General features: G+C 47.9%; 31 protein-coding genes. 13 read left to right on the plus strand and 18 right to left on the minus strand.

What is annotated here, in order from left to right:
- Positions 1–68: 68 nt before the first annotated feature.
- From NGAR_RS18455 to NGAR_RS10100, 5 genes are all read left to right on the plus strand, one after another.
- Positions 69–236: a hypothetical protein gene (locus NGAR_RS18455; RefSeq protein WP_228369151.1), complete on the plus strand. Its 168-nt coding sequence runs from the start codon at positions 69–71 to the stop codon at positions 234–236.
- The gene (locus NGAR_RS10085) at positions 227–790 is read left to right on the plus strand and encodes a response regulator (RefSeq protein ID WP_015019617.1); all 564 of its coding nucleotides are present in this window, start codon (positions 227–229) and stop codon (positions 788–790) included. Before NGAR_RS18455 ends, NGAR_RS10085 begins: the two co-directional genes overlap by 10 nt.
- A 44-nt stretch (positions 791–834) precedes the next feature.
- A complete protein-coding gene (locus NGAR_RS10090; protein ID WP_015019618.1) occupies positions 835–2,625 on the plus strand; it encodes a sensor histidine kinase in 1,791 nt (596 codons plus the stop codon).
- 176 nt (positions 2,626–2,801) lie between these two features.
- Positions 2,802–3,431, plus strand: a complete 630-nt coding sequence (locus NGAR_RS10095; RefSeq protein WP_015019619.1) for a hypothetical protein — start codon at positions 2,802–2,804, stop codon at positions 3,429–3,431.
- 593 nt (positions 3,432–4,024) lie between these two features.
- Positions 4,025–4,306, plus strand: coding sequence for a hypothetical protein (locus tag NGAR_RS10100; protein WP_015019620.1), 282 nt, complete (start codon positions 4,025–4,027; stop codon positions 4,304–4,306).
- Between the two features lie 4 nt (positions 4,307–4,310).
- Here the strand turns inward: NGAR_RS10100 and NGAR_RS10105 are convergent, their stop codons facing one another.
- The 8 genes from NGAR_RS10105 to NGAR_RS10140 form a co-directional block, all read right to left on the minus strand.
- Positions 4,311–4,817, minus strand: coding sequence for a hypothetical protein (locus NGAR_RS10105; protein WP_015019621.1), 507 nt, complete (start codon positions 4,815–4,817; stop codon positions 4,311–4,313).
- A 41-nt stretch (positions 4,818–4,858) separates the two neighbouring features.
- Positions 4,859–5,728 (minus strand): fumarylacetoacetate hydrolase family protein, encoded by an 870-nt coding sequence (locus tag NGAR_RS10110; RefSeq protein WP_148681284.1) that lies wholly within the window; start codon positions 5,726–5,728, stop codon positions 4,859–4,861.
- Between the two features lie 9 nt (positions 5,729–5,737).
- Positions 5,738–7,477 (minus strand): glutamate--tRNA ligase, encoded by a 1,740-nt coding sequence (locus tag NGAR_RS10115; protein ID WP_015019623.1) that lies wholly within the window; start codon positions 7,475–7,477, stop codon positions 5,738–5,740.
- Between the two features lie 5 nt (positions 7,478–7,482).
- Positions 7,483–8,493: a polyprenyl synthetase family protein gene (locus NGAR_RS10120; protein WP_015019624.1), complete on the minus strand. Its 1,011-nt coding sequence runs from the start codon at positions 8,491–8,493 to the stop codon at positions 7,483–7,485.
- Positions 8,490–9,584, minus strand: a complete 1,095-nt coding sequence (gene fni, locus NGAR_RS10125; protein WP_228369152.1) for a type 2 isopentenyl-diphosphate Delta-isomerase — start codon at positions 9,582–9,584, stop codon at positions 8,490–8,492. Before fni ends, NGAR_RS10120 begins: the two co-directional genes overlap by 4 nt.
- A 7-nt stretch (positions 9,585–9,591) precedes the next feature.
- Entirely contained in the window at positions 9,592–10,377 is a 786-nt protein-coding gene (locus tag NGAR_RS10130) for an isopentenyl phosphate kinase (RefSeq protein ID WP_015019626.1), read from the minus strand.
- Positions 10,378–10,456: 79 nt separating this feature from the next.
- Positions 10,457–12,166, minus strand: a complete 1,710-nt coding sequence (locus NGAR_RS10135) for a hypothetical protein (RefSeq protein ID WP_015019627.1) — start codon at positions 12,164–12,166, stop codon at positions 10,457–10,459.
- A 77-nt stretch (positions 12,167–12,243) separates the two neighbouring features.
- Positions 12,244–12,558: a hypothetical protein gene (locus tag NGAR_RS10140; RefSeq protein ID WP_015019628.1), complete on the minus strand. Its 315-nt coding sequence runs from the start codon at positions 12,556–12,558 to the stop codon at positions 12,244–12,246.
- 93 nt (positions 12,559–12,651) lie between these two features.
- Between NGAR_RS10140 and NGAR_RS10145 the strand changes: the two genes are divergently transcribed.
- The 6 genes from NGAR_RS10145 (at position 12,652) to NGAR_RS10170 (ending at position 17,235) form a co-directional block, all read left to right on the plus strand.
- A complete protein-coding gene (locus NGAR_RS10145) occupies positions 12,652–13,770 on the plus strand; it encodes a tetratricopeptide repeat protein (protein WP_228369352.1) in 1,119 nt (372 codons plus the stop codon).
- A 28-nt stretch (positions 13,771–13,798) separates the two neighbouring features.
- Entirely contained in the window at positions 13,799–14,836 is a 1,038-nt protein-coding gene (locus tag NGAR_RS10150) for a myo-inositol-1-phosphate synthase (RefSeq protein ID WP_015019630.1), read from the plus strand.
- A 36-nt stretch (positions 14,837–14,872) separates the two neighbouring features.
- Positions 14,873–15,694, plus strand: a complete 822-nt coding sequence (locus NGAR_RS10155; protein ID WP_015019631.1) for a sulfide-dependent adenosine diphosphate thiazole synthase — start codon at positions 14,873–14,875, stop codon at positions 15,692–15,694.
- A 392-nt stretch (positions 15,695–16,086) separates the two neighbouring features.
- Positions 16,087–16,302 (plus strand): hypothetical protein, encoded by a 216-nt coding sequence (locus NGAR_RS10160; protein WP_015019633.1) that lies wholly within the window; start codon positions 16,087–16,089, stop codon positions 16,300–16,302.
- Positions 16,303–16,323: 21 nt separating this feature from the next.
- Entirely contained in the window at positions 16,324–16,590 is a 267-nt protein-coding gene (locus NGAR_RS10165; RefSeq protein WP_015019634.1) for a hypothetical protein, read from the plus strand.
- 132 nt (positions 16,591–16,722) lie between these two features.
- Entirely contained in the window at positions 16,723–17,235 is a 513-nt protein-coding gene (locus tag NGAR_RS10170; protein WP_015019635.1) for a ferritin-like domain-containing protein, read from the plus strand.
- A gap of 42 nt (positions 17,236–17,277) precedes the next feature.
- Here NGAR_RS10170 and NGAR_RS19360 read toward each other — a convergent pair whose 3' ends face one another.
- Complete coding sequence (locus NGAR_RS19360; protein WP_407637176.1) at positions 17,278–17,484, minus strand: DUF5679 domain-containing protein; 207 nt, start codon at positions 17,482–17,484, stop codon at positions 17,278–17,280.
- A 166-nt stretch (positions 17,485–17,650) separates the two neighbouring features.
- Between NGAR_RS19360 and NGAR_RS10175 the strand changes: the two genes are divergently transcribed.
- Together NGAR_RS10175 and trxB are read left to right on the plus strand one after the other, a co-directional pair.
- On the plus strand, positions 17,651–18,388 hold the full coding sequence (locus tag NGAR_RS10175; protein ID WP_015019637.1) for a DUF6775 family putative metallopeptidase: 738 nt from the start codon (positions 17,651–17,653) through the stop codon (positions 18,386–18,388).
- Positions 18,389–18,417: 29 nt separating this feature from the next.
- On the plus strand, positions 18,418–19,467 hold the full coding sequence (trxB, locus tag NGAR_RS10180) for a thioredoxin-disulfide reductase (RefSeq protein ID WP_015019638.1): 1,050 nt from the start codon (positions 18,418–18,420) through the stop codon (positions 19,465–19,467).
- 13 nt (positions 19,468–19,480) lie between these two features.
- On the opposite strand, the gene NGAR_RS19090 is transcribed toward trxB, so the two are convergent.
- The 9 genes from NGAR_RS19090 to cofE form a co-directional block, all read right to left on the minus strand.
- The gene (locus NGAR_RS19090; protein ID WP_148681286.1) at positions 19,481–19,693 is read right to left on the minus strand and encodes a hypothetical protein; all 213 of its coding nucleotides are present in this window, start codon (positions 19,691–19,693) and stop codon (positions 19,481–19,483) included.
- A complete protein-coding gene (locus NGAR_RS19095; protein WP_323444722.1) occupies positions 19,651–20,016 on the minus strand; it encodes a mechanosensitive ion channel domain-containing protein in 366 nt (121 codons plus the stop codon). The genes NGAR_RS19090 and NGAR_RS19095 overlap by 43 nt, the downstream gene beginning before the upstream one ends.
- Complete coding sequence (locus tag NGAR_RS18465; RefSeq protein WP_015019639.1) at positions 19,914–20,426, minus strand: hypothetical protein; 513 nt, start codon at positions 20,424–20,426, stop codon at positions 19,914–19,916. The genes NGAR_RS19095 and NGAR_RS18465 overlap by 103 nt, the downstream gene beginning before the upstream one ends.
- Positions 20,427–20,458: 32 nt before the next feature.
- Positions 20,459–21,460, minus strand: a complete 1,002-nt coding sequence (locus tag NGAR_RS10195) for a PLP-dependent cysteine synthase family protein (protein ID WP_015019640.1) — start codon at positions 21,458–21,460, stop codon at positions 20,459–20,461.
- A gap of 4 nt (positions 21,461–21,464) precedes the next feature.
- The gene (locus tag NGAR_RS10200) at positions 21,465–21,704 is read right to left on the minus strand and encodes a sulfurtransferase TusA family protein (protein ID WP_015019641.1); all 240 of its coding nucleotides are present in this window, start codon (positions 21,702–21,704) and stop codon (positions 21,465–21,467) included.
- Between the two features lie 60 nt (positions 21,705–21,764).
- A complete protein-coding gene (locus NGAR_RS17590; RefSeq protein ID WP_015019642.1) occupies positions 21,765–21,935 on the minus strand; it encodes a hypothetical protein in 171 nt (56 codons plus the stop codon).
- Positions 21,936–21,965: 30 nt separating this feature from the next.
- Positions 21,966–22,802, minus strand: coding sequence for an MEDS domain-containing protein (locus NGAR_RS10205; RefSeq protein WP_148681288.1), 837 nt, complete (start codon positions 22,800–22,802; stop codon positions 21,966–21,968).
- Positions 22,803–23,150: 348 nt separating this feature from the next.
- Complete coding sequence (locus NGAR_RS10210; RefSeq protein WP_148681289.1) at positions 23,151–23,483, minus strand: DEAD/DEAH box helicase family protein; 333 nt, start codon at positions 23,481–23,483, stop codon at positions 23,151–23,153.
- Positions 23,484–23,542: 59 nt separating this feature from the next.
- Positions 23,543–24,277, minus strand: a complete 735-nt coding sequence (gene cofE, locus NGAR_RS10215; RefSeq protein ID WP_148681818.1) for a coenzyme F420-0:L-glutamate ligase — start codon at positions 24,275–24,277, stop codon at positions 23,543–23,545.
- Between the last annotated feature and the right edge of the window lie 439 nt (positions 24,278–24,716).

Genomic DNA, 24,716 nt, shown 5'->3' on the forward strand with positions numbered 1-24,716 from the left:
CTATAGAGGCTGTGCTTGGAAATGAGACCTCAAAACTAATTTTCAAAACATTCAAGCTCGTGTACAAAATGGATGAACAGTCCATCATTTCTAATCCCATACAATTTGAAGATCGGCTAAAGAGATTGCTTGGAAGTCAGCAAGCGAAAATAATTTCAGAGCTACTAGTAAGACAGATAGAGAAAACCATAAAGACAATGATGGCAGTAAGAGGAGAAGATCAGAAGTGGATGTAAGAAGAGATATGTCCCATACCCGTACTACTCCTATGAGAATTTTAATTGCCGAGGATGAGCTCGATATCGCCCGCACATATAGATTATCTCTTGAGGAAAGGGGTCACAAGGTAGTACTGACGTATGATGGCGAGGAGTGTCTTATCGGGTATCATGATGCGCTTGAAAGAGCTAAATCAGAAGGAGACCCTATCTTCTCATCACATCCATTTCATGCAGTAGTTCTAGACTATAGGATGCCCAAGATTGATGGAATTGAGGTAGCAAGAGAGATTCTTGCTGTAAATCCACGCCAAAGGATAATTTTTGCATCCGCTTATGTCAAAGAGACGTTAGAAAAGTCTGTCAAGGAGTTAAAGCAAGTTGTAGAACTAATGCAGAAGCCATTTGGCGAACAAGCACTGATTGATACAATTGAAGACAACCAAATCTATGAAGAACTAAGAAAATTGGATGTAGATGTTGAAGCATTCAAGATGGTAAGTCCTCCCCACGAGTACATTCAAAAGCTGCTTGAAGCATTGCGAACACTTCAGAAGGGCAGAACTTTCTGAAAAGGTGAAAGATTACTGCACAGTCGATAGTGAACAATGCACATATGTCTGATGATATGAACGTTACAACAACAACGAGGACGACAATGACGACATCTGATACCAAAAGGATACTGCTAAAGTATACGATCATACCTTCTATTTTGCTATCAATCGTAGCAATTTTTGCCCTTGACTTGAATGCTTGGAAGACCTCAGATGTCCATCACTTTTATTTTGAAATGTTTGCTGTTGTACTGGCTGCAATATTCGCGTTTTACTGTCTTTTGAGGGCTTACAAACTTGATGACAGATTCTATCTCTTTTTTGGACTAGGCTTTCTCGCCAGTACTTCCTTTGACTTATTTCATGCCATAGTCGCGTTTAGCTCTGCAGGAAACCACCAATTTCTACAACACTTCATACCGCAAACATGGTTTGCGGGAAGGACGTTCATAAGTGCAATGATGGTTATAGCTATAGTAAAATATTCATATAATAATTCTCTACGCCCGCCATCATCACCAAATACATCTAGGACAGCAAGTCCCCATCATAATGATCATAATAATAAAAGACAGGTACTACCACTACCGCCATTTGAGGAAAAGAAAGAGTCAAATGCTTATGCCAATAGCGATAGTGCCTTCTCTTCTCATTCTTTCCCTTCACCTTCTCTTCGTTCGATTGTCTTTGCTATACTGCTACTCGTATTCACATCTTCAATAGTATTCATACTATCTTTATTCACAATTCTTCCATTCGTCACAATTAGCAATGATCTTTTTCACAGACCTTATGAAATCCCAGCTATTGTACTGTTCTCTATTGCACTGCTTTTCTTTTACAAGAAAAGAGCATACCGGGCAAATGATGTTTTCTATAAGGGCTTGATACTATCTTTGATTGTTGACATATTTAGCCAAATTATAATGTCATATTCTGCAGCATCATTTGATACTGCACACAATATAGCCCATATCCTAAAGGTCATCGCTTATTCCATAAATGTACTATCGCTTGCATCTTCGAATATCCAGTATAATGTGAAACTCAAGGAAAGAGAAGCAACAATTCGTCAACAATATGAATTGCTCCAAGCTCATGAAAAGATACAGCGTGAATTTATCAATATCGCAGCACACGAACTTAGAACGCCTATACAACCAATACTGATGAATTCAGAAGCACTCATGCGAAAATTGCCAGAGAATGAGCGTGTAAGCATTATTGCAAGAAATGCCGCCAGACTGCAGCAATTAACAAGCGATATACTAGATGTTGCAAGGATTGAAAGTCAAACACTAAAGCTCAATTTGGGGCGCTTTAGCCTCAAACAAGTAACTTTACAACTAGTAAATGATTACAAGGAACATATCGTTGACAAGGACAAAGTGAAATTACATTGCCAGTTTGAAAGTGACCAAGATGATGGTAGTAGTAGTGATGGCAATGAAATTTATGTAGAGGGAGACAAAGCGAGAATAACTCAAGTCCTCTCTAACCTTTTGACCAATGCCATCAGCTTTACCAAGGAAGGAGCCATATTGGTCACCGTAGAAAAGAAAAAGGATGAAAAAGAACAAGATGCCGTTCTTGTTAGTGTAAAAGACACGGGAACTGGAATTGATACTGAGATATTACCCCGGCTTTTTACTAAATTTGCTTCGAAGTCGCTTAGCGGAACAGGTCTTGGACTATTTATCTCCAAAAGTATAGTTGAAGCCCATGGGGGCAGGATATGGGCAGAGAATAACTCAAATGGCAAAGGAGCAACCTTTTCTTTTAGTTTGCCTGCCCACCAGACGCATATTCAAACACCAAGGTTTAATACGTACTGTGAAATGACCAAATAAAGAAAAACGTGTGTGTTTCTATATATGCAACGGAGGGTGTGTGCATGGGCACATATGTTGTCGGCAATTGTTATAGCAGCTGTCGTTAGAAGCAACTGTTGAAATTTTCATGTTCTTATTATACGAATACATCATACAAATCCTTAAATGATTAAGAAGGTTAGTGCAAAAAGGAAATGTCGATTATCCCCAATAAAAGAGACGTTATCGTAGATAATGACGCAAAATCAACGTTCCTTGTTAATGATAAAAATTTCTATGCAAACGGCGTCTTGGACAATAATAATGGTGCTACCTTATCTTCATCTGAGAATATAATAGCAACAATTGATGAAGCGCTAAAGCCATATGGAGAAGAATCAAGGAAGCTAATTTTACATTGCATTCGTCATAAATACGGTCTTGACCCAGTTTTACTCGCAAAATATAAAGAAGAGTTTGGACACTACCTTTGCGAAATAATAGGTAATCAAGCCGCTGAAGTTATTCTCTCAAAAGTTAGACAAGATAATGTTTCAAATCTCAAGATAGTAGAGTCCAAATCTTCTCTCATTATTGCTGATTCTCTCAAGAAGAAAGAAGCGGACAGAAGAAAGAGAATCTCTGACAAAGTTTACTTTGTGATTTGTGACAGCTGCTTTTGGTGCGCCTCTTACCTTAAACCAATTCCAGCGTCTTCTTCAACTATGCAATGTGCAAGCTGCGGATATAACATAGAATCCGCGATGCCTATTGCCTTAGATGAAAGTATGCGTCTTGGCGAGTGTGCTTCAGAAAAAACAATGATTTGGTATTTTTACCATTAATGACTAGCAATGGTCGGCACTCCTTGCAGCATTTGTTACCTATTTTTGACCATTCTAAAGGTATGCGCATAGAGCTGCAAAAACCGTAATATCGGAGATTTTTGTCCTAACTATCTTATAAGACGCTCCAGATCAACACTAATGAATCGCATCTTTCTTAAAGATAAGTGGAACCAGCGAACGTCTCTTCTTCATCCTCAAGATATATTATTAGAGTATAGACGGCTGCGCCATGCTTTTGCATTACATAGTAGAGGTTAAATGCAATATCAAATGACTGTCCTTCAATCTGCCAGTTGTCAAAAAATCCTATTTGTAAGCACTTGTTTAGCGAAGCAAACTTACTGACTCTAATTTTGTATAAGGTTCCTTAATGACTGAAAACATATCTTGGTCTCGCAGCTGCTCCCGCCGCCTCCTCGTTTCTGCATTTTCGGTCAAAAGACGAAACTCGTCGTTTCAGCTGTTACTACTGCCGTTATTCGTGAAAAACTACATTGTTAATTGTTGGTGCGTAACAATAACCGTTCAGATGGAGGACAATAATAGGCAGGTTTTAATGGGATTTTAGCTCCAATTCTGCACATACACATATGGCGGACTGGTTCAAGAACAGAGGGTTTGGAAGCTCGGGCGATGAAATAGACCAGCTTACAAAGACCATAAACGAGCACAGCGACGAGCAGAGAAAGATCATGGCCCAGTTCAACAAGGCCATGAACAACTTTGCGACTGAGCGGTCGCTTGAAACCTGCCTTGACGCGCTCAACCTATCGATGCAGCTTGCCAACGTCAGGGGCAAGCTGGCCGAGTCGTACGAGTACTATGCAAGGATGCTTGAGCGCGAAATAACAAGGTTGAGCAAAAGGCCCTAGTCAATCAGTCAGGCACCGGTATCGGCATCGTCAGCTTCTGGAACTCGTCAAAGAGCGCATAGCCCGACCTCTCGTTAAGGAAAAGCAGGAACATTCCCTCATCCATAAGGTTCTCAATAGCCACGCCCAGCTCCTCCACCTTTACAATTGGAGTGTACGACAACGAGTCCGTGACCAGCATCAGGTTCGTGTTTTCATAGTTGTCAAGGAGATCGTAGAGCATAGATTCAAGGTGGCCCAGCAGTCGGGTGTCGTGTCGGTCCATTCTTGGCTGGAAATAGGCTACAATGGTCTCCTTGTCATTGTCGTCGCCGGCCGTCTTGGAGCCTACCAAAAGCGAGTTAAAGATCCGCTCGCCCCGATTAAAGATCTTGTTTTCTTCCAGCTGGTCGTAGCCGTTTGACACAAAGAACTCTCTGCACCCCTTTATCAGCTGCCCTTCTGTCATCCAGCCGCTCCGGCCCTCGTTCATGCGGGCAAAGAACGTCCTTGCCGAAACCATCCTTGTCAAGTAGTAAATCGATCTTGGCTGCGACCAAACTTGCTTTAAAGTTACTGGAACACTATACGGTTTCTGATCGTGCCCAGCTTTTCTATCGTGATTTCGACCACGTCGCCGTCCTTGAGGTATTTGGGCTCTTTCATCGACATCGCTACACCTGCAGGCGTGCCTGTCGAGATGATGTCCCCCGGCTCTAGCGTCATGGTCCGGCTCAGAGCAGAAATTATCCTCCTTATCGGGAGAACCATATTCGAGCTGGACGAGTTCTGCCGCATCTCGTCGTTTACCTTGGTAATTATCTGAAGGTTCTGCGGGTCCGCCACCTCGTCCTTGGTGGTTATCCAAGGGCCACAGGGCGCGAATGTATCGATGCCTTTGCCGCGCGTGAACTGCTTGTCCTTAAACTGGATGTCCCGGGCAGAAACATCATGCATGATCATGTAGCCAAAGACATAATCAAGTGCAGCTTCCTCTGTGACTTTTTTTGTTTCTTTGCCAATTATGACTGCAAGCTCGGCTTCATAGTCAAGGCGTGTCACAAACGACGGGCATATGACGTCTTTGAAGGGCTCGTTAAGTGCAGTCCGGGGCTTCATGAATATCACCGGCTCGTCCGATGGCGTGAGCCCCGCGTCGCGGGCATGATCATAATAGTTGAATGCAAGGCAGATTATTTTTGGCGGGTTTGGTATCGGCACCAAGAGCTCGACATCGGTCACCTTGTGGTTGTATTTCAGCTTGTTCTTGTGCTGCCTGACTTCGTCAAGCCATCCCCTGAACATAAAATCCTTGATGTTCGGCGGTACAGGTATGCCTGTCTGCTGCTGTATTTCCGCCTTTGTCACAATGGACTTGCCGTCATCGGAAATAATGCCGTACGTCTCCTTTACCTTGCTGTCCCTTATTCTTGCTACCTTCATTTTGCCATTTTACCTGTGCGTCATTATTGCGGTTTGATTGTCGTCGATCCTGCAGAACCCAAATCTCACGAACTGGACTCGTGTATCCGGCTTTAGGCCGGACACGAAAGATTCTGCAAAACCCCGCGCAATTTCGAGGCTGTTCATGTTGTACTCTTCACCTATATAGAGTGCCTTGGGAATCATTACCTTGTACTCAACTATATCATTCTTTGCAATCCACTGTATCTTAGGCATCAACTGGCGAATCTCGTCGCCTCCAACCTTGGCTGTTATAGCCCGTCCGCCATTCTTCGAGCTGACGCCGGTTATCTTGATGTTGTACAGCTCGATGAGCCGGATCTCGTCGCCTGTCTTGAGACCGACTGCGTCGTCGCCGGCAATGTAGAGCCTGTCCCTGACCCTTACCTTCCTTGTCCCGAGACTGGCGTCAGTCGGGTGGTTCTTGAGTACCACTTCTGTCTCTTGGGCGCCCTCCACATGCACTTCGATCGGGTTTTTCACGAAAAACAGCCTTGGAGATATTGGGTCAATTATCTTCCTGTTGAACGCTTCGAGCGTTTCAAAAGGCGGCTTGGTTTCTGCAAGTGTAAAGCCCAGAGATAGCACAAACTTGCGTATTGCCTCTGGCATGAATCCCCTTTTGCGAAAGGCGGCAAGCGTCGGGAGCCGCGGATCGTCCCAGCTCTTTATCGTGCCGTTGTCTATTAGCGGCCTTATCTTTCGCTTTGAAACTGGCATCCCTTCAAACTCGAGCCTTGAAAACTCGATAAGGTATGGCTTCCTTAGCTTTAGCCTTTCAAGTATTGCAAAGTATAACGCGTTGCGTAGCTCGTACTCTTTTGTCCTCATGGCATGCGTCACCCCATCAATGCTGTCCTCTATAGGTGCTGCAAAATCGTATGTCGGCCAGACGCGCACCCTGCTGCCCAACTTTGGATGGTCGCCTTCTATTATTCTAAACAATGTTGGGTCGCGCATTGCAGTATTCTGGTCGGCCATGTCTCCCTTGAAGCGCACTATGGCTTCATTCTGGTCGTACGAGCCGCCAAACATTTTCTCCGCTCTTTCAAGCGCGGTTGCAAGGTCTCGCCTGCACTCACATGGAATTCCCTTTGCACGCAGGTCGTGTATGGTGTCCTGACTGCAGGTGCACACATACGCGCCGTCAAGCTCGATCAGTTTCCTACCGTAGCTGTGTAAGAGGTCAATATCGTCGGAAGTGTTCTTGACAATGTCTGGCTTGACTCCGAGCCACTCAAGCCCCTCGGCTATGGCGTCATAATATTCCAGCTTTTCCTTGAGCGGGTTTGTGTCGTCAAAGCGAAGGATCAGCTTGCCTCCATACATGCGGGCGTACTCTTCGTCAATTATTGCCGCCTTTGCATGCCCTATGTGAGGGTAGCCGTTTGGCTCCGGCGGAAACCGTGTGACGACCTGACCCTGCACTGCCCCTTCAAGCGGAGGCAATTGCAGCTGCTGCTCTCCTGCCTGCTTTTTGGCGGCTGCTGTTTCTCCCGGCGCAAGCTCTTCTAGCAGCAACTTTTGGGCCGCCAGCGGCATCGCGTTTATTTTTTGCACCACCGCCTTGATCTCCGGAATCAGCGCCTTTATCTGACTCCGAAGCTCTGGCCTTGAGCCGACGAACTTGGCGATTACCGCGTCAGCCTGCGCCTTGCCCTCATGCTCGATAGAGTTCTTTAGCGCGATAACTTTGATGAACTTCTCGGTGTTCGCATCAACCTGCACAGATACTACAGACTCCTGCCAACTACAAAATCTGCCGAAAACTGGAGCGATCTTTTGGCGTCAGAGTCGCCATAGCCTTCTATTGCCTTTATCGCGTCGTTCATGTACTTCCTTGCCTCGTTTCTTACGTCTTGGTCTATCCCAACATCGGAAATGATCCTGACTGCCTCCTTGATATCAGAGCTTGACGCCTTGTCCTTTGCTCCAAACACTTTCAGGATCTTGTCCCGCTTTTCACCTTTGGTGCTGTTCAGCGCAAGTAGGATGGGATATGTCTTTTTTCCCTCCCTGATATCGTTGCCGGCTGCCTTGCCCGTCAGTTTGGGATCGCCCACTACGCCTATCAGGTCATCAACCAGCTGAAACGCGATCCCGATGTTGCGGCCAAATGACGATAGGTTCTCGATGTCACGGGTGATGTGGCTTGGGGCTGACAGTGCGCCTAGCGCGCACGACACTTCAAAGAGCGCTGCAGTCTTTTTCTCAATCATGTCAATGTACTGCTGCACGCCAGGAAACTTGGTGCTCGATGCAAATCCAATGTCGGTAGCCTGACCCTCGCAGATTTCAGTGCACGCCCGGGAAAGCTGAGCCACCATGTTGGTGATGTCGCTTTCAGGGATTCCAACCTTTTTGCCGTTAAACGTGATAAGCTGGAATGACTTTGAAAACAGAATGTCGCCGGCAAGTATCGCAAGCGGCAGGCCGTAATAGCGGTGTACGGTTTCAGTGCCGTGCCGCATCTCGTCGTTGTCCATAATGTCGTCGTGTACCAGAGTGAAATTGTGTACGAGCTCTACTGCGGCTGCTGCCGGTAGCGCCCTCTTCACCGTGCCTCCAAGCATTTCGCAGCTCTTGATCACCATGAACGGCCGGAGACGCTTGCCGCCTGTGCGTATCAGGTGCGATGATGCCTGATAGAGCTCCTTTGGCTTGCCCTCAAGTGAGCGGAGGAGGAATTCGTTTACGGTAGAAGCATAAGATTCCAGCTCGCTTTTGATGCTGCTTGCCTTCATGTACGGCTACTAACCTCCTGTGCTAACGCTCCTGTCAATATATATCTTGAGCTGGCAAGTGCATTGATGTTTCTGGCACCAACAAGAAACATTGTACTTCTAAGCTCTGCAAGGATCGTATCGGCAAATGCAAACAGGCTTTCACGCGACTGCGACGCAGCTCGGAGGAACGGGTATGCCATGGCCGCCATGCTTGCGCCAAGCGCGACACATTTTGCGACTTCAAGCCCGTTTCTCAGGCCACCGGATGCAATGAGCGGCAGCTTGACCGCCCTGCGCGTCTCTATCAGGCTGGCTGCAGTGGGTATGCCCCAGTCCCAGAACATCTCGCCAAGATGGCGCTTGAGGTCATCCTTCATTGCTTCCGCCCTCATCTTCTCAATGCCGGCCCAGCTGGTGCCGCCCGCTCCGGCAACATTTATTGCGGCAACGCCTGCCATCTCTAGTTTTATCGCAACTTCCCGTGAAATGCCGGCTCCAACCTCCTTGACAATCACCGGCACATCTATCGTCTTTGCAAGGTCGGAAATCTTGCCAAGGACGCCTTTGTAGCGCGGTTCGCCTTCCGGCTGTACCAGCTCTTGCAGCGGGTTCAGGTGCACCACCAGCGCGTTTGCCTTTATCATCTTCACAATCTTCCTGGCTTCATCTATCGTGAGCCCCTTGGCCAGCTGCGCGCCGCCAATGTTTGCTATCAGAAATGCATTTGGTGCGTTCTTTCTTGCTATCGAATAGGTGGCAGCAAGCTCTTCGCTCTTGAGGCCGGCCCTCTGGCTTCCAAGCCCCATGCCAAAGCCATATTTTTCCGCAAGCTCGCCCAGCCTGCCGTTGATGACCGTGGCTTCGTCAGTCCCGCCAGTCATGGAATCGATAATGATTGGCGCAGAGAACTTTTTGCCAAGGAACGTTGTCGAAGTGTCGATGTCGTCATAGTCAAGCTCGGGCAACGCGTTGTGCACCAGTCTGACGTATTCTAGGTAAGTCGAGGTGGTCTTGGCTTGCACATCTTTCTGGAGCGGTATGTCTATTCCGTCCTTTTTGCGCTGCTTGATAATTTCAATGTCTGAAGGCACATCAGAGGCGTCTGGCAAACTACTACTATCTCCTGCTCCCCTTTACCACCGTACCCACCTGCAGTCTTGTGCCTTCTACCACTGCCTCTGCGATGCGCTCTGGCATCAGCCCGTTTACCATCAATACGTCCATTCCGCGGGATGCAATCTTAAATGCTTCTGCGACCTTTCTCTGCATACCGCCAGTCACATCGGCACCTGATGCCTTGGAGAATTCGATCGATCTCTTCTTCCTGCCTGTTGTCACCCTTATCTCTCTCATGAGCTCTCTGCTTGCCATGTCTTTATAGATTCCATCGACATTGGTCGCAAAGACCACCCTTGATGGCCGCAGAACCTTTGCCAGCATGGTCATGAGCGCGTCGCCAGACAGTATGGAGTATTTATTGCCTTCCATGTGCACGACATCGCCAAACGTCACCGGCATCACCTCTGACTTTGCCATTGTGTAGATCTGCTTTATCTTTGCAGCGACTGGTTTGTGGCCTGCCGCAAACACAGACGGAGGCATGCCGTAGGGGTTGAGCCCCGCCCGTATCATTGAATTTATGATTATCTGGTTGAGTGCGATCATGGATTCGTGCACCACAGAAACGCCGTGCGGGTCGTAGCCAGCCGGCTTGGTGTGCATATCATATTTTACTGACCAGTAGTGACCAAACGAGCCTCCGCCATGAACTATTATGGCCGGCGTGCTCAGCTGTGCCAGAACCCGCGAGATGCCGTCTATAGCGCCAGTGTTGGCGGCAAGCGGCTTGTCCTTGAACGTGACTACCGAGCCACCCAGCTTTATCAGGGCAAGTTTTTGCAATAACAAGCGTACTTTTTAGAGCGGATTTAAAGTTTGATATGAAAATTGAGGTGCGGGCAGGACCCGCCTTGGATATATCCTACTGGAAGCCAGAGGTCACCGCGCCGTACAGCGTTTCAAGCCTGTGGGCCGCTGAATTGTTATGCTCACCTTGGAACTCTATTTCGATGTTGGTCGGCGTCAGGTCATCGCCTCCCCTCACCATGACCTGAATCCTTTCGTCGTCAGAGTACATGTTGCCGTTTAGCAGCAGGTCTGCAGTCCCTGAAACGATGTAGCTGTTGGCTCCGACGGGCCTTGCCACCTGCGGATCTAGGTCTACTATCTGAAGGGTATCATGGTCTCTGCTTTTCTGCGACGGCAAGTTCACATTTTCGTTCGAGTCTCCCCTTACAGACACAATGTGTGCTGATAAGCTTGCGCGCAGTGGGTCTTCGTCGGTTACCCTGAGCCCAAATGAGCCGGACATGATAAACGGACCTTCAGGGTGCGTCTTGTTCGACGTTATAGTGAATATGTCGCCCCCAATGTCAAGCGGAGCGCGAATGTTGAATTGCTCATGTGCATTGGTGATCATCCTGTCGTACGTTGCAGTCACTACCACGTGGTGGTCTTTGCCGTCGTCAGGTATGATCACAACCCCTGTCCCACCAAACGGGGTCTGGACCCAGCTGCCCGGCGATGCGCTCACAAACACTAGATCGTTAAAGTTAGCATAGAATATACGATACGTACCCGGGGGAAGGTTCCCGACTTGAAGCTGAGTGAACTCCTGTTTTACCTTGGTGCCGTTATCGTCATAGACCGTGGCAAACATACCATTTAGGACATTTCCGTCGGTGTCCTGCGCTCGAAGTGTGATCGAGTTCACGGTTTCCCTTGGAGGCGGCGGAGGCGACGGCAGTTCGCTGTACATCGCAGTCACCGTAGCGTTCCTGCCTTCCCTGACGGTTATCAGCCCGGAGCCGCCGTCAGGCGTGTCTGTCCACCTACCCGGCTGTGCAGACTGGAAATCAAAGCTGCCAAAGTCAGAGTAGAACACAGAGTACGTGCCTTCCTCAAGCTCAAGGCTCATAGGAGTCTCGCCGGAATCTACCATCTGGTCGCTGCCTGCATCAAACACGGCGACAGGCGCGCCCCTAAGCGCCCGCGCGTTGTCGGTGGCAGACACCGAGGTAAAGCGCACAGTCGCAGGCTCTTTGTCCCGTTCGTCAGGCTGCACGATGTTCACATTTTTGAAAATGTTAGTCTGCTCCGTCCTGACCGTCACTTGTGCGCTGCCGGCAGTCACTGTCGTAGGCACAACGACTAAGGTGTTAAAAGATCCTTCTACGTTTGTTATTATGTTTGTAATCTGGACGTTGTTTATGAAGATCTGAACGAGCACATTTGGCTGGAAGCCGTCTCCGCTGATTGCAAGTGGTTCGCCCGGCTCTGCCTCTGCTTCTTCAACTCGCACGCTTGCCCCTCCGTTTGTCGCAGTCTGGTTGTTGTTGTCATCGTCCTCCGTCTGGTTTTGAGTTGTTGCAGTGATGTTGTTGCTTTCTGGCAAGGTCTGGTTGCTCTGGTTCTGGACTGTCGCTGTTGTAGAAATAGAGTAAATCGAAACATCGGAATTAGCCAAGTTGTTGCTGCCGGCGACATCAATTTGAGATCCCGGCTGGGGTTGATTGTCAACAACTGTGATTTCTGCTTGTTCCTGAGCGCCTGCAAAGTAAAACAACCCGGCAGCGCCGGAAGCGGCAACGAGTGCGGCCAGCAGGATTGCTGTTATATGCTTGGCCATCATATATGGTCGCAAGCCGGCGCAACATCAGATAAAAAAGGAGTTTATTTAGCCTCTATAATTATGGAATGTAAGTAGATTTATGCGAAATGGCTCGGTGGGCGCTTGCCGCTACTACTATCGTCCTGCTGCAGCGGCGCTTGGCCTTTCACTTGGCTTCTTGGCAGCGTGAACCTTTTGTCATGCGGGATCACATATACCTTGACAGAAGTGTTTACTGCGTAGTGCAGCGAGCCGTCAGGGTTCCGGTAATTGGTGGCCACTCCGACCCTCTCTATTCCTACCTTCACCTTCACAATCGTGCCGTCTTCAAGCTTGAACGATACGGTGTCGCCGTCGATCGTTGAATAGTCAAGCATCTTGAACTCTATCTTGTCGGGTTTGCTCTCGCTCATATGTGTGTGCAGAGAGATCATGGCATGCAGGCTATAAAAGCCTCATGACATATCATAATCTATTTATCTGCGAATCGAGACACATTATAATTGATGGGCAGATTGTTTGGAAGGGACGACAAGAAGGATGATGATGCCCCTTCCGAAGGCAGGAGGGAACCCGATTATAACGACAATGATTTTCAAAAGCGGGACCTCTACAAGAAGGGCCTAAACCACATGTCTAACGAAAAGTTCCTAGACGCTATCAGGAGCTTTGATCTTGCACTGAGACTCGACTCGCAGTACGTCGACGCGTGGATCAAGAGAGGGTATGCCCATTTTCACTTAGGTGAATACACTGTTGCCATCCGCTCTTACGACAGGGCGCTAGAGACTGATGTCAATAACGCCGAGGCATGGAACCTCAAGGGCCTCGCTTACTACAAAATGAAGAACTATGAAAAGGCCATTGAGTGCTGCGAAAAGGCCATCGACATCAACCCAAACGACGGCATGTCATGGTATAACAAGGCATGTTACCTTACGCTCAGCGGCAAGGTGGACGAGGGTCTGGACGCGCTCAAGCGCTCGATAGAAATAGACATCCAGAACGCGCGGAAGGCCGTGCGCGACAGGGACTTTGAAAATGCGCGTGCAGAGGAGGGCTTCCGCAGGATTGTCGAAGTGGTAGTGCTCGAGTCCATAAGGCAGGGTTACGACTATGTCGGCAAGATAGTCTGGGTCACTGGCATGGACAAAGTAGAGATCGAAGACGCGCTCATGCGCCTTGCCATGAAGGGCCTCGTGATAAAGCATGAGAGGAAGAGCTTTACCGGCAAGGAAGAATACTATGAGCTTCCAAAGGAGATTGCAGACAAGGTCGGCGTGACCAAGCGCACAGGGCTTTTCAGCAGCAAGCAGGTCTCCGCCCCGGTGCAGCAGCTCAAAGATATCAAGGAAGTTCTTGGCAAAGCAAAAGAGTCAATTGAAAAAGGCGACCTTGCAAGCACACTACAATACTTTGACGAGCTCATCAGCCCTGCAAAGCACGGAAGTGCCATGATGGAGCAGTTCTTTGATGCGCACAGGGACCTCAGGCTTTACAAGATAAGGCTGCAGGACAAAGGCCAAGAATACCTCAACGCGCACAAGTCGGATCTCATCGACCTAATAACAAAGATCGACCACAGCGTCGGAAGCGGCGTTGCCAAGCCCCCGGCAAAAGATTAAATCTACACATTTTATTGCATAGCCTAGTATGGCAGGGGATATCATGGTCGCCGTCATCGGAGTTGGCAACGTCGGCGCAACTTTTGTACAAGGGGTTGATTATTACAGCAACGGCAAGAACACCATCGGGCTCTGGCACCAGAAGGTGGCAGGGCTAAAGCCGTCAAACGTTAAGGTGGTTGCAGCTTTTGACATCGACCCGGCCAAGGTCGGCAAGAATCTCTCTCAAGTAGCGGTCGAGAGCACAAGAAAATATCATGATATAAAGGATTTGAAGATCACCATCAGCCCCGGCATCTTAGCTGACAGCAGCAATGACAAGATCGAAAGGCCGGTCAAGACATCGCCGGACGAATTTGCAAAAGAGTTGAAAAAGTCCGGCGCGCAGGTTGCCCTAAACCTCATCTCGTCTGGCATGGACAAGACATCGCTGGAATACGCAAAAGCCGCGCTTGCGGCGCGGGTATCGTTTGTCAATGCGACACCGGCAAAGATCGCGACCAACCCGGCGCTGGCAAAGAAATTTGCATCAAGCAGGCTTGTGCTTGCAGGTGACGACCTTCTGAGCCAGTTTGGAGGAACCGCGTTTCACAAGGGCATGATCGACTTTATGGTAGAGCGCGGCGTTCACATAAAGAAGAGCTACCAGCTAGACGTAGGCGGGAGCGCAGAGACAAAGAACACGATGGATGAGCGGATCAGGATGCTCAAGCGCGGCATGAAGACCGGCTCGATAGGCATGGAGGCGCCTTACAAGTTCGAGTCGGTGGCGGGGACGACCGAATACACAGATTTTCTGGGTGACTCGCGCAACAGCTACTACTGGATGTCAAGCGAAGGGTTCCTTGGCAGCAGCATCGTTATGGATCTGACACTGCGAACAAGCGACGGAGCGAACGCCGGCAACGTGCTTTTGGATGTCGTCAGGGCAGCAACAACAGCCAAGAAGGCCAAAGTAAGCAAGGCGTCTGAAGTGATCAGCGCCTATGGCTTCAAGAACCCACCAAAGCAGTTCAAGATAAGGGAAGCCTACGCTAATTTCGTCAGCATGTTTTCGCCTAGCTGATAATCTATTAATACCCATCATAAGACAATACCTCATATGGCAAAGATATTCGCTGACGTGAGCGAGAAAGAAATCACGAGAACCATTGCAGACATGTTCAACGAGACCATGAGAGAGTATACCGATTCTGACGTTATAATCATCGGCGCCGGCCCGGCCGGCCTTACAGCAGGCAGGGACCTGGCAAAGGCTGGCGTCAGGACGCTTATCATAGAACAGAACAACTACATCGGCGGAGGGTACTGGGTCGGCGGCTACATGATGAACCCGGTGACCGTAAGGGCGCCGGCTCAAAAGGTATGGGACGAGCTGGGCGTGCCGTACAGAAAAATAAGTGAGGGGCTTTACGCCACATGGGGCCCTAACGCGTGCAGCAAGTCCATAAGCGCGGCATGCGACGCAGGCGTGCGATTCTTGCAGCTGACCAAGTTTGACGACCTTGTGCTAAAGAACAAGCGCGTCAGCGGAGTAGTGGTGAACTGGATGCCGGTGTCGGCACTTCCAAGGAACATCACCTGCGTCGATCCGGTGGCGTTGGAAAGCAAGCTTGTGATCGACGCTTCAGGCCACGACTCGGTAGCAGTCAGGCGCCTGATGGACCGCGGCTACGTCAAGTGGAAGGGCATGGATCCGATGTGGGTTGAAGGAAGCGAGGACGCAGTGGTCAACTATACCGGCGAGGTCTTCCCAGGATTGATAGCGGCTGGCATGTCAGTCACCGAGACGCACGGCCTGCCAAGGATGGGCCCGACGTTTGGCGCGATGCTTCTGTCAGGAAAGAAGGCCGCCGAAGTGGCGCTTGGCAAGCTGAAGGAGATGTCAAATCCACCAAAATTAACCTCTAGAAGTAAGCTCTAGAATAATACGTCATGAGACGTATTATTCTATTTCTTTTTCAAAAGCTATTATCATGGCTAGGGAATTTGTCAAAAATTAAAATGACAGATGTCGATGAAAAAATGCTTGATGACGTTCATCACTACTTCTTCATCAAGCAATCTTGGCATATGTATTCATACTTGTTTACTTCCTTAAATATTGGAAATAAGGCAATCTTGTAGTGTTTGCAGTTACTACAGATGCCACTATTTGTGGCAATAATTCTCAATTGTAGCAAATAGCCTTGTTCCTGTTCTATTATTTCTTTACGGGTAGTAGTAGCAAATATAGATCATTGCATAGTATAATATCAGACTTCTATTTTCAAATTGTTTAAATACAATTCGTCTGTCCTAATTAGGCGAGCCTAATTGGAACAAAATAACCCCAGGGTGTTTAAACAAACTACTGATAGATCGTTGATCGTTGAGAAAGAAATCGATTTGGAAGAGCCCGAACTAATGCTGCCTGTTTTTATTTGCGACAATACTGATGCTATTCTTGATCCCATGGATCAGATGAAGTTTGCTTTAAACGAAGTGCAACTTAAGTATGGCGGAATAGTTGTCCTCAAGGATGCACCTTAGTGAGGAGGATAGATCAAAGATATGGAATCTAAGCATATAATTCCCCAAGATAAAGCGGATGAAGTAAAAGCGCTTGTTGCAAGATATGTATTACTTAGGATTGAGCAAAAAAAAATTGAAGCAAAGCTGAATGAAATCACTCGCTTCTATGACGAAAACTCTCTTCGAACAATTTTTGAACCAATTGGAGATTCTATGATGGGTGTTATTGGTCTAGAGCTTCCTAGAAGAAAACAATCTGTTGAAACATCTGTAGAGCAGACTACTACATCATCCGCTGAGGAATAAAGATCCAATAGCTAGTCGGAACGAGAACGGATCACTGTCTATGCTCTCAGAATGTTATTATTTTAAAATGAACTGTAAAACTATTAGAAAATATCGATAAGCGTAAAAAGCAAAAAATGCCAGACGCATAGCATGGGAAAAAAATCATTAGAAATAGCTGGACCAGGTGCAGATGGTACTGTGGCAATGCTCCACAAAGCATATGCCTTTGAGATGTCAACATTTCATTACTTTCAATATGTGGCTAACAACATTGAGGGCATTGGAGTCTTGTTTGAGGATTTCTTTGAAGAAAGAGCAAAGGAAGAGCTGGGGCATGCAGAGGAAGTGAATGAGAGACTAATGGAACTTGGGACAAACCCAACTGACGATCCCGCTAGATGGGAGCAGGAAAATGGAGTTGGAAGACTTCAACCGAAAAGATTCCTTTCACTTAGGAGTGCAATTGAAAAGGCATTGGAATTTGAAAGAGTGGCAATTGGATTGTACAATGACTTAGCCAATGCAACAAAAGACAAGGATCATGGCACCTATGAATTGGCGTTGAAATTATTGAAAGATGAACTTGAAGATGAACAAACTATGGAAGATATACTAGCAAGACTAGAGATAAAAGATGTGCCTGCGGCGGCTGCATCAGCTTAAAATGGTGCCAAGCCGCGACCTTTTATTATCTTGCTGCTTTTTTCATTTCCTTCCTACTTTTAGCGTAAAGCTTTTTGGCATGATGCTTGCCTTAATTAGATGATCGCCGCACCTTGAACAAAAGCCTTCAATGATAGCTCTGTTGTTAGCCAGCCGAGTGTATTTTGCATTGCTAATGACAACAGTGTCTTTGCATTTAGTGCAATAGGTCATCTTTTCCAATGACATTGAAGTTGCCGATAAGATCATCTATACTCTTGTAAGTTATAAACTATTGAACATAATGGGAGAGTTGAAAAATTGAAACGGCTAGGAGAATTTACAAGTTTTCAACAGAAAAATAGACTGCCAAAAATCCGCCCAAGCTGAAGGTCAAGTAATAACCTTTTATCTTCATCCTTTCCTTTTTTCTTGTTTGAATTTTCGCTTTATCCATGTCTATTCAGATGATGTCTCGATTGACGCCAAGGCAGTAGCTGGCGAAATTACAAAGATCTTTCCAAGCTGCAAAGTAGACGTGAGGCCGGCATTCAAGTACGACGAGCGAAGAATCGAGCTGGCAAGGATAGCGGACATCAAGCAGCCGTTCGAAAAACAGCCAAGACAAAAAACTAGCGACACGGCGATGATGCCGCCGATATACGACGGTTTTGCTCTGCAGAGGATATTTGCAGAGACGATCTCTGCCGCAGAAGCAGATCACATGCATCTCATATTCACCAGCCTTTTGGCATGCACTTTTAGTGAAGACGACTGGCGCTACCACGCGCGCACAGTTATCTGCGGCTCGCCTTCGCTCATTTCTACGGCAGGCATTGTAGAAGGGCCGGCAAAACCAAGAGAATTTTACCTCGCTCAACTTGGAGGGGTGGCGGTGGATACAAATTTGAAAAAGCGTTTTGCCGGCAGGTTTATAGACTATGGCGACGACAAGATGATGACTGCAGCCGCCGCGATATACACGTTGCAGGCGCTGTTCTTTTTTGTCACCGACGGGGAGCTTTTCTGCAAGGAGAAAAGCTGCATGCTCTACAACGCCCACTGGCAGGAAGAACTGATATATTTGATTGAAAAAGGAGCACTCTGCGCTCACCATAGACAGATGGCTAGTAAATTTAACAAGAACAACAGATCGGTCAAGGAAAGTTTTTAGCTGCATGAATCGGCGCGCAGAATTTTTGTGTGTTGTTCACAACCTCCTTGCAATTCATGCAGTTCGAAGCTATTCCGAACGGATTATTAAGAGGTCATGGAATTGTCACCCTGTTGTCCGAAAACGAGTCAGGCTCTGGCGGCAACCGGAAGCATTGCGACGTATTGATAATCGGCTCCGGCCCGGCAGGATACACTGCAGGAGTCTATACTTCAAGGGCCAAACTCTCAACTCTGATCATATCTGGCACCCTGCCCGGCGGCCAGCTCATGACCACGAGTGAAGTTGAAAACTATCCTGGCTTTCCAAATGGCATTTTTGGCCCCGAGCTCATGATGAACATGCGCCAGCAGGCAGAGAGGTTCGGCGGGGTAATCGTCGATGACGAAGTCATCAAGGTCGACTTTAAGAAAAGGCCGTTCACGATCACGACCCATTCTGAAACCTATACTGCCGAAGCAGTCATTGTGTGCACCGGCGCTTCGCCGCGCAAGCTTGGCATCCCGGCAGAGCAGCAGTTCAGCGGGAGAGGAGTGTCGTACTGCGCAACATGCGATGGTCCGTTCTTCAAGGGAGAAGACATTGTAGTCGTGGGCGGGGGCGACACGGCTCTTGAAGAGGCAACATTCCTCACAAAGTTTGGCAAGTCCGTCAAGATAGTGCACAGGCGCGATACTCTGCGCGCAAGCAAAATCCTGCAGGAAAAGGCGATGGAGAATCCCAAGATCGAGTTCATCTGGAACAATGTCGTGTATGACATCAAGGGCGATAGCAAAGTCGCAACTGTCATGGTCAAGAACGTTGCCAGCGGCAAGGAAACGACCATCAAGGCTGGCGGCCTGTTCGTGGCGATCGGGCATGAGCCTAACACCTCGATCTTTAAGGGACAGCTAGAGCTGGACGACAAGGGCTACGTCATCCTGAAGGAACATACAAAGACGAGCGTTGACGGGGTATTTGCGGCCGGCGACGTCCATGACCACAGGTATAGGCAAGCTGTGACCGCGGCAGGTTTTGGCTGCATGGCCGCGATTGACGTCGAGAGATGGTTGTCGGAGAGAAAACACATCAAAAAGTAGAAGTAGTTAGCCTCTATGTCAGGCTGTCTTTGAACTGCATGCTTTTAGCAGCATCAGCATCCTTGTTCAGCTGCGCCTGCGGCACGGTTATGTCAAGGCCGCGACACTTGAATGCATCATATACATTCTTTCGGATCTCGGACTGGAGCTGCAGATGCTCATTGGGCCTGTTCGTAAAAGCCCTCAGCTCATAGACCGCGGCATACTGGTCAAACCTCTTGAGCATGACAGAAGGCGGCGGCTCTTTATTATCCCGTCGGTTCCGGCCGCCGAATCTACCAAGAGCTTTTCCATGGCGGTCCAGTTATTGTCATAGGTCAGAGCTATTTCTACAGATATCGCCAGCACGTCCATCCCGCTGTAGTTTATTATTTCTCTTTGCAGGAGCGTCTGGTTCGGTATCGTCACAAGCTCGTTCCTTATCGTTTTGATCTTTGTGTACAGTATCATGATTTCAATGACGTCGCCGATATACCGTTCATCATCAGATGTGCGTATCCTGTCACCAATCTTGAAGGGCTTTGATGCAAGGAGCAGTATTCCGGCAATGCATTGCTTATGGTGTTTCTTGAGGAAAAACAGATGATTGTGCCTGCCACGATGCTGATTGCCCCGGCTGCAACGCCGCTCAAGGACGAGAACTGAAAGATTATTATCGTGATTGCTATGACGAGCAGGATTAATTTTGTTATAGAATAGATGCCTTTTAGTTGGCCCCTCTCTATGGCTAGCGATTCCGCTGCCCTGTTGATGAAATACCGCACAATATAGTAGACGGCGACAGTGCCGGCCATTATTATCAGCGATATCAAGATCTCATCCCAGACATAAGAATTGTCAACTGCTGTACTTGTTGCTGCTGGGATATCAAGCGGCCTGCCTTCGATGGCCGGCTCGGTATTTATGTCTGCGTCTGGAACTTCTGACATGTACTCTGCCTGCCCTGTACGAGCAGACATTGCTTTTCTACACATATAATACTGAAAATTAATTATAGGCTATAGGCCAGCTTTGACATGTGTTTGGCGTTCTTGAGCGCCCGATCGTACTCCTGCTCGCTCAGGACGTTCTCTTGGGTGTAAAGGCTTTTGAACTTCCTGCCATCGTCAGCGAAAATGCCGACAATAACTCCGCTCTTAAGGTTCTGGGCAGCCTTTAGCATCGACGTCATGACAGAGCCTGACGACGGGCCTACCAGCATACTCTCCTTTTCCACCAGCTGCCTGACAGCATCAAATGAGTCTTTGTTGGTTGCAGTCATCCACTCGTCGACAACTTTTTCGCGGCGCTTGAACAGCTCTGGCATAGACGACTCTTCAAAGTTGCGCAGGCCCTGCAAAAGGTGGTTCTTTTGCGCCTGCACCGCAATGATGTGGACGTTCTTGTTCTTTTCCTTCAGGTATGTGGCAGCACCGGTTATCGTACCCCCGGTTCCGCATCCTGTCAGGAAATGCGTGACAGTGCCATTTGTCTGCTTCCAGATCTCGGGTCCGGTGCTTTCATAGTGGGCAAGAAAGTTAGCGTCATTCTCGTACTGGTTTGGCATATAATAGATATCGGGCCTTGGCTTTGAGATTGCCTTTGCCAGCGCGATGCTCTGGTCGGTGCCGGCGCCCACGCGCGGGCACAGGTCGTCAGAGGTTTCATGCAGCGTTGCTCCCAAGTGGCGCAAGATGTTCTTTGTTTCTTCGCTCACCTTTTCTGGGATGACTATTTCCACCTTGTAGCCAAGAGCGCTTGCAATGCCGGTCAGTGCAATACCTGTGTTGCCAGACGTCGGCTCGATGATGATGCTCTTGTCTTTTTTTAGGACGCCGCGCTTTTCTGCGTCCTTTATCATCCAGTACGCAGCTCTGTCCTTGACAGAGCCAAACGGGTTGTGCCATTCTAGCTTTGCAAAGAATTTTACATTCTTGGTTGAAAATGACTTTAGCTCCACCAGCGGCGTCTGCCCGATCCGCTCTACGATGTCTGGTCTTGCGACTGCTGTCATTTTCTTATTTCGCCTTCTTTATCACGAATTCAAGGTCCTTGTCTGATTTGGTGAGCGATACGAGCTGGTGCCCGTTGCGGTTGACCCACCTTGAAATGTCCTCCTCGGACTCGGGGTCGTCTGCGATCACCTTGAGGGTGTCGCCTATCTTGAGCCGCTCGATCTCCATTTTCGTGCGGAATACAGGCTCTGGGCAGTAAAGCCCCCTGACATCAATTGACTTTGTTGTAGGTGAGGCACTCATATTCTGCGAACGTGGTAAAATTGTAGGATCATGATATTAAATGTTAGGGATTGGATGGGGTTAATTGAGTCGTGATTCTGACGGCCTTATCAGCGCAAGCAACTGTGAGAACCTGAAGGGCTTGACCAGTATGTGGGGAGCGGCACTCGAGTCAAACAGGTCAGACTGCAAATGCGCACGGACAGCATCTGGGTCATGCGTAGTTGTAAGGACAACGTCCTGATCAGGCATCTTCTCGAGTATTTTCTTTGCTACTTCTATTCAGTTAATGTCTTTCAGATGGCTGTCGATAATGATCATGTCAAAACGCTCTTTGCTACCCGGCGTCAGGATACGTTCGAGGCACTCCCTCCCATTCCGCGCAATTACAGCATCTATAGGCAACGAGCCAAGATATTCCTTGTATACCGTCTGCATATCAGGCTCGGGCTCTGCGACAAGTATGCGGATCGAGCTGGCTTTTGGTTTGTAAACACCTCTTGTGCGATTCCCGATTATTATTGGTTTTGAGAATTGTTGCAGGTCAATGGTCAGCGAGTGTGATTGCGATATATGGTTTTTGCTGTGATAATCCTGTTCCAGTACAAGAGATGGGTGGGCGCAAATTATGGTGATGTCGAGATTCCTTCTCGCCCATTCTATGTAGGTCTCCTGCCACCAGCTTTCCAATGCAATGCATTCATCAAACTGCATGTGCTTGGTTAAGTTGCAAGCTGCATCAGCTACGATCAGCACCTTGCTGCTTTTTCTAGAGGCAATTCTGCCTTTCAGTTTGGCCTCGATCTGTTTCTTAAGCTCGTTGAAAAGCATCAGGTCGGCGTTCAGCGCAGACTCGTAGAAAGGCATAAAGTCTACAAGCCAGAGGTTGCCTTCTTTGATGTGCCTATCATAGTCGTGGATCTTGGAAGCTAGTTTGGATGCAAAGTTCCTGTCGTGCAAATCGACCGAAGCATACATGCAGTATTCGCCTAGCTTTAACGCTTCATTGATGCAGGCTATCTCTGCAGCATGGCGCTCGCTTTCATTGTCATACAATAGCATCAGGTGTTGCCTATCCGATGCATGCAAAAGATTATTGTTGCTTGTCTTCTTCATCATTGCTCCTCCTCTCCACGAGCCGGTTTGCTCCCGTTTTCTGCTGCAGCTGCTGATTTCTGGTGCAGGTACGCTTTATCCGGTTAGCGTTTCAGACAAGTCTACGACAACATCATGTGTTGCCATAACCGTGTGTTTTGCATGACGGGCATGAGGATGAGATTGGAACAGCGCTTTTTGAAATGGACAGATGTACGACCCTTCAAAAGGCTTTTCTTGCCACCATTCCTCAATCATTGCGCATTCGTCAAAATGCAGTTCCTGAATAGAAACCCTGTTGCATCGCCTACAAAGCGCACATGCTTGTCTGCTCGCCCTTTTGCCTTTTCTACAAATAGTTTCTTTGCTTCTTCAAATGGCCCCACGTCTCCAATCAGAGCACAGTGGAGCAAGGTCAACGACCAGCAAATTTTCTTTACGCACATTTTCTTTGTAATCGTCAATCAAGATAGAGAGCTTTTCCATATGATGGCGACCATCCCGTAGATAAACAGATGCATAAACACAGAATTGCCCTCTCTTCAATCCCTCGTTGATATAGTCTGCTACTAACGCATCAAGGTTGTTTACGTCGTCAAAAAGCAGGACAATATATGCTTCTTGGCAGGCGGATTTATCAAGATACTCGAAGTTGTAGTAGTAATAGATGATGTCAAGTCTGTCTTCTTTTTGTATGGACAACACACGTTAATAATATGTCACGATACCTTGTTCTAGAAAAAATTATAGAATAACGAATTCTGTTACCTAAAAAGATCCCGCTCTCTTGGCCTCTGTAATGCCTTGGCAGAGGAGCTTGCTGATTTTTCAAATTTATACCCACGAATTATTGCTACAGGCACGCCTTCAGCCTTGCCCATTACAAGCTCTGCCGCCGATGCCATTTCGTCTGCCACCGCGATCTCGCTCACCCTGAGCTTCCTGCCGTACATATCGCGCGACCCGACGTAGCTCTTGATGGGGTCCAAGCCAGCGACTCCAATTGCGATGTTAGTCTGGCCCTCCCGGAAAGGCCGGCCAAAAGTATCGGTGATAACGACTGCAATTTCTTTTCCTGCTTTTTTCTTTACTGCGTCCCGGAGCCTGCTTGCAGACCTGTCAGGGTCGATTGGCAACAATACAGCTGAATCGCCTTCCACATTGCTCTGGTCCACGCCGGCATTTGCGCACACAAAGCCATGCTTTGTTTCCGATATGATAATGCCATCTTTTGCCCTCAGGATTTGCGCAGACTCCCTCAGTATCAATTCCATTATTCTAGAGTCTTTGCCGTGCTCTTTTGCCATCCTGAGAGCCTTGTCTGAAGGCTTGACGTCTGCAAGGCTGACCAGACGCCCTTCTGCCTTTGACACTATCTTGTGCGCAACGACAAGCACGTCCCCATTTTGGATCTCTTGTCCTGCCGCTCCAAGTATAATGGCGTCAAGCTCGTCGTGTGGCTTGATGTCTGCAGAAATCCTGACGGGGATTACCTGTATCAACGGCAGCTGTTATTGAAAGAGGGGAGTTAAAAAGGGTCGGTCTGCTGCTAGCCTTCGGCCTTTTCACAGATAAGATTCATGTATTATATCTCAAAGTGTCGCCAAATCAGCTGTTGTGTATGTTAGTTATATACAAAGCACTTGTCTTCTCTTACTATCGTACGAAATGATGATGGTAATACTAGCACAACCAGTCTTCAGATCCCAGACAGAAATCTAACCGGTGGTAAGTTAACAGAATCATTATAACTACTGACTGAGCTATATCAGATGATGGCCGCATAAAACGACAACATAACAAGAGTCATTAAAATTGACGAGAAAGCCATGACAGAGATCATGGGCTATCTTAAGACAGAAGATCATGACTTTTTTATGCGATACGTTAAAACTCTGGGAATCCAGCACGAAGATTAGCTAAATTATAACAGCAGGT

Source organism: Candidatus Nitrososphaera gargensis Ga9.2, from assembly GCF_000303155.1.
GTDB classification, from domain to species: Archaea; Thermoproteota; Nitrososphaeria; order Nitrososphaerales; family Nitrososphaeraceae; genus Nitrososphaera; species Nitrososphaera gargensis.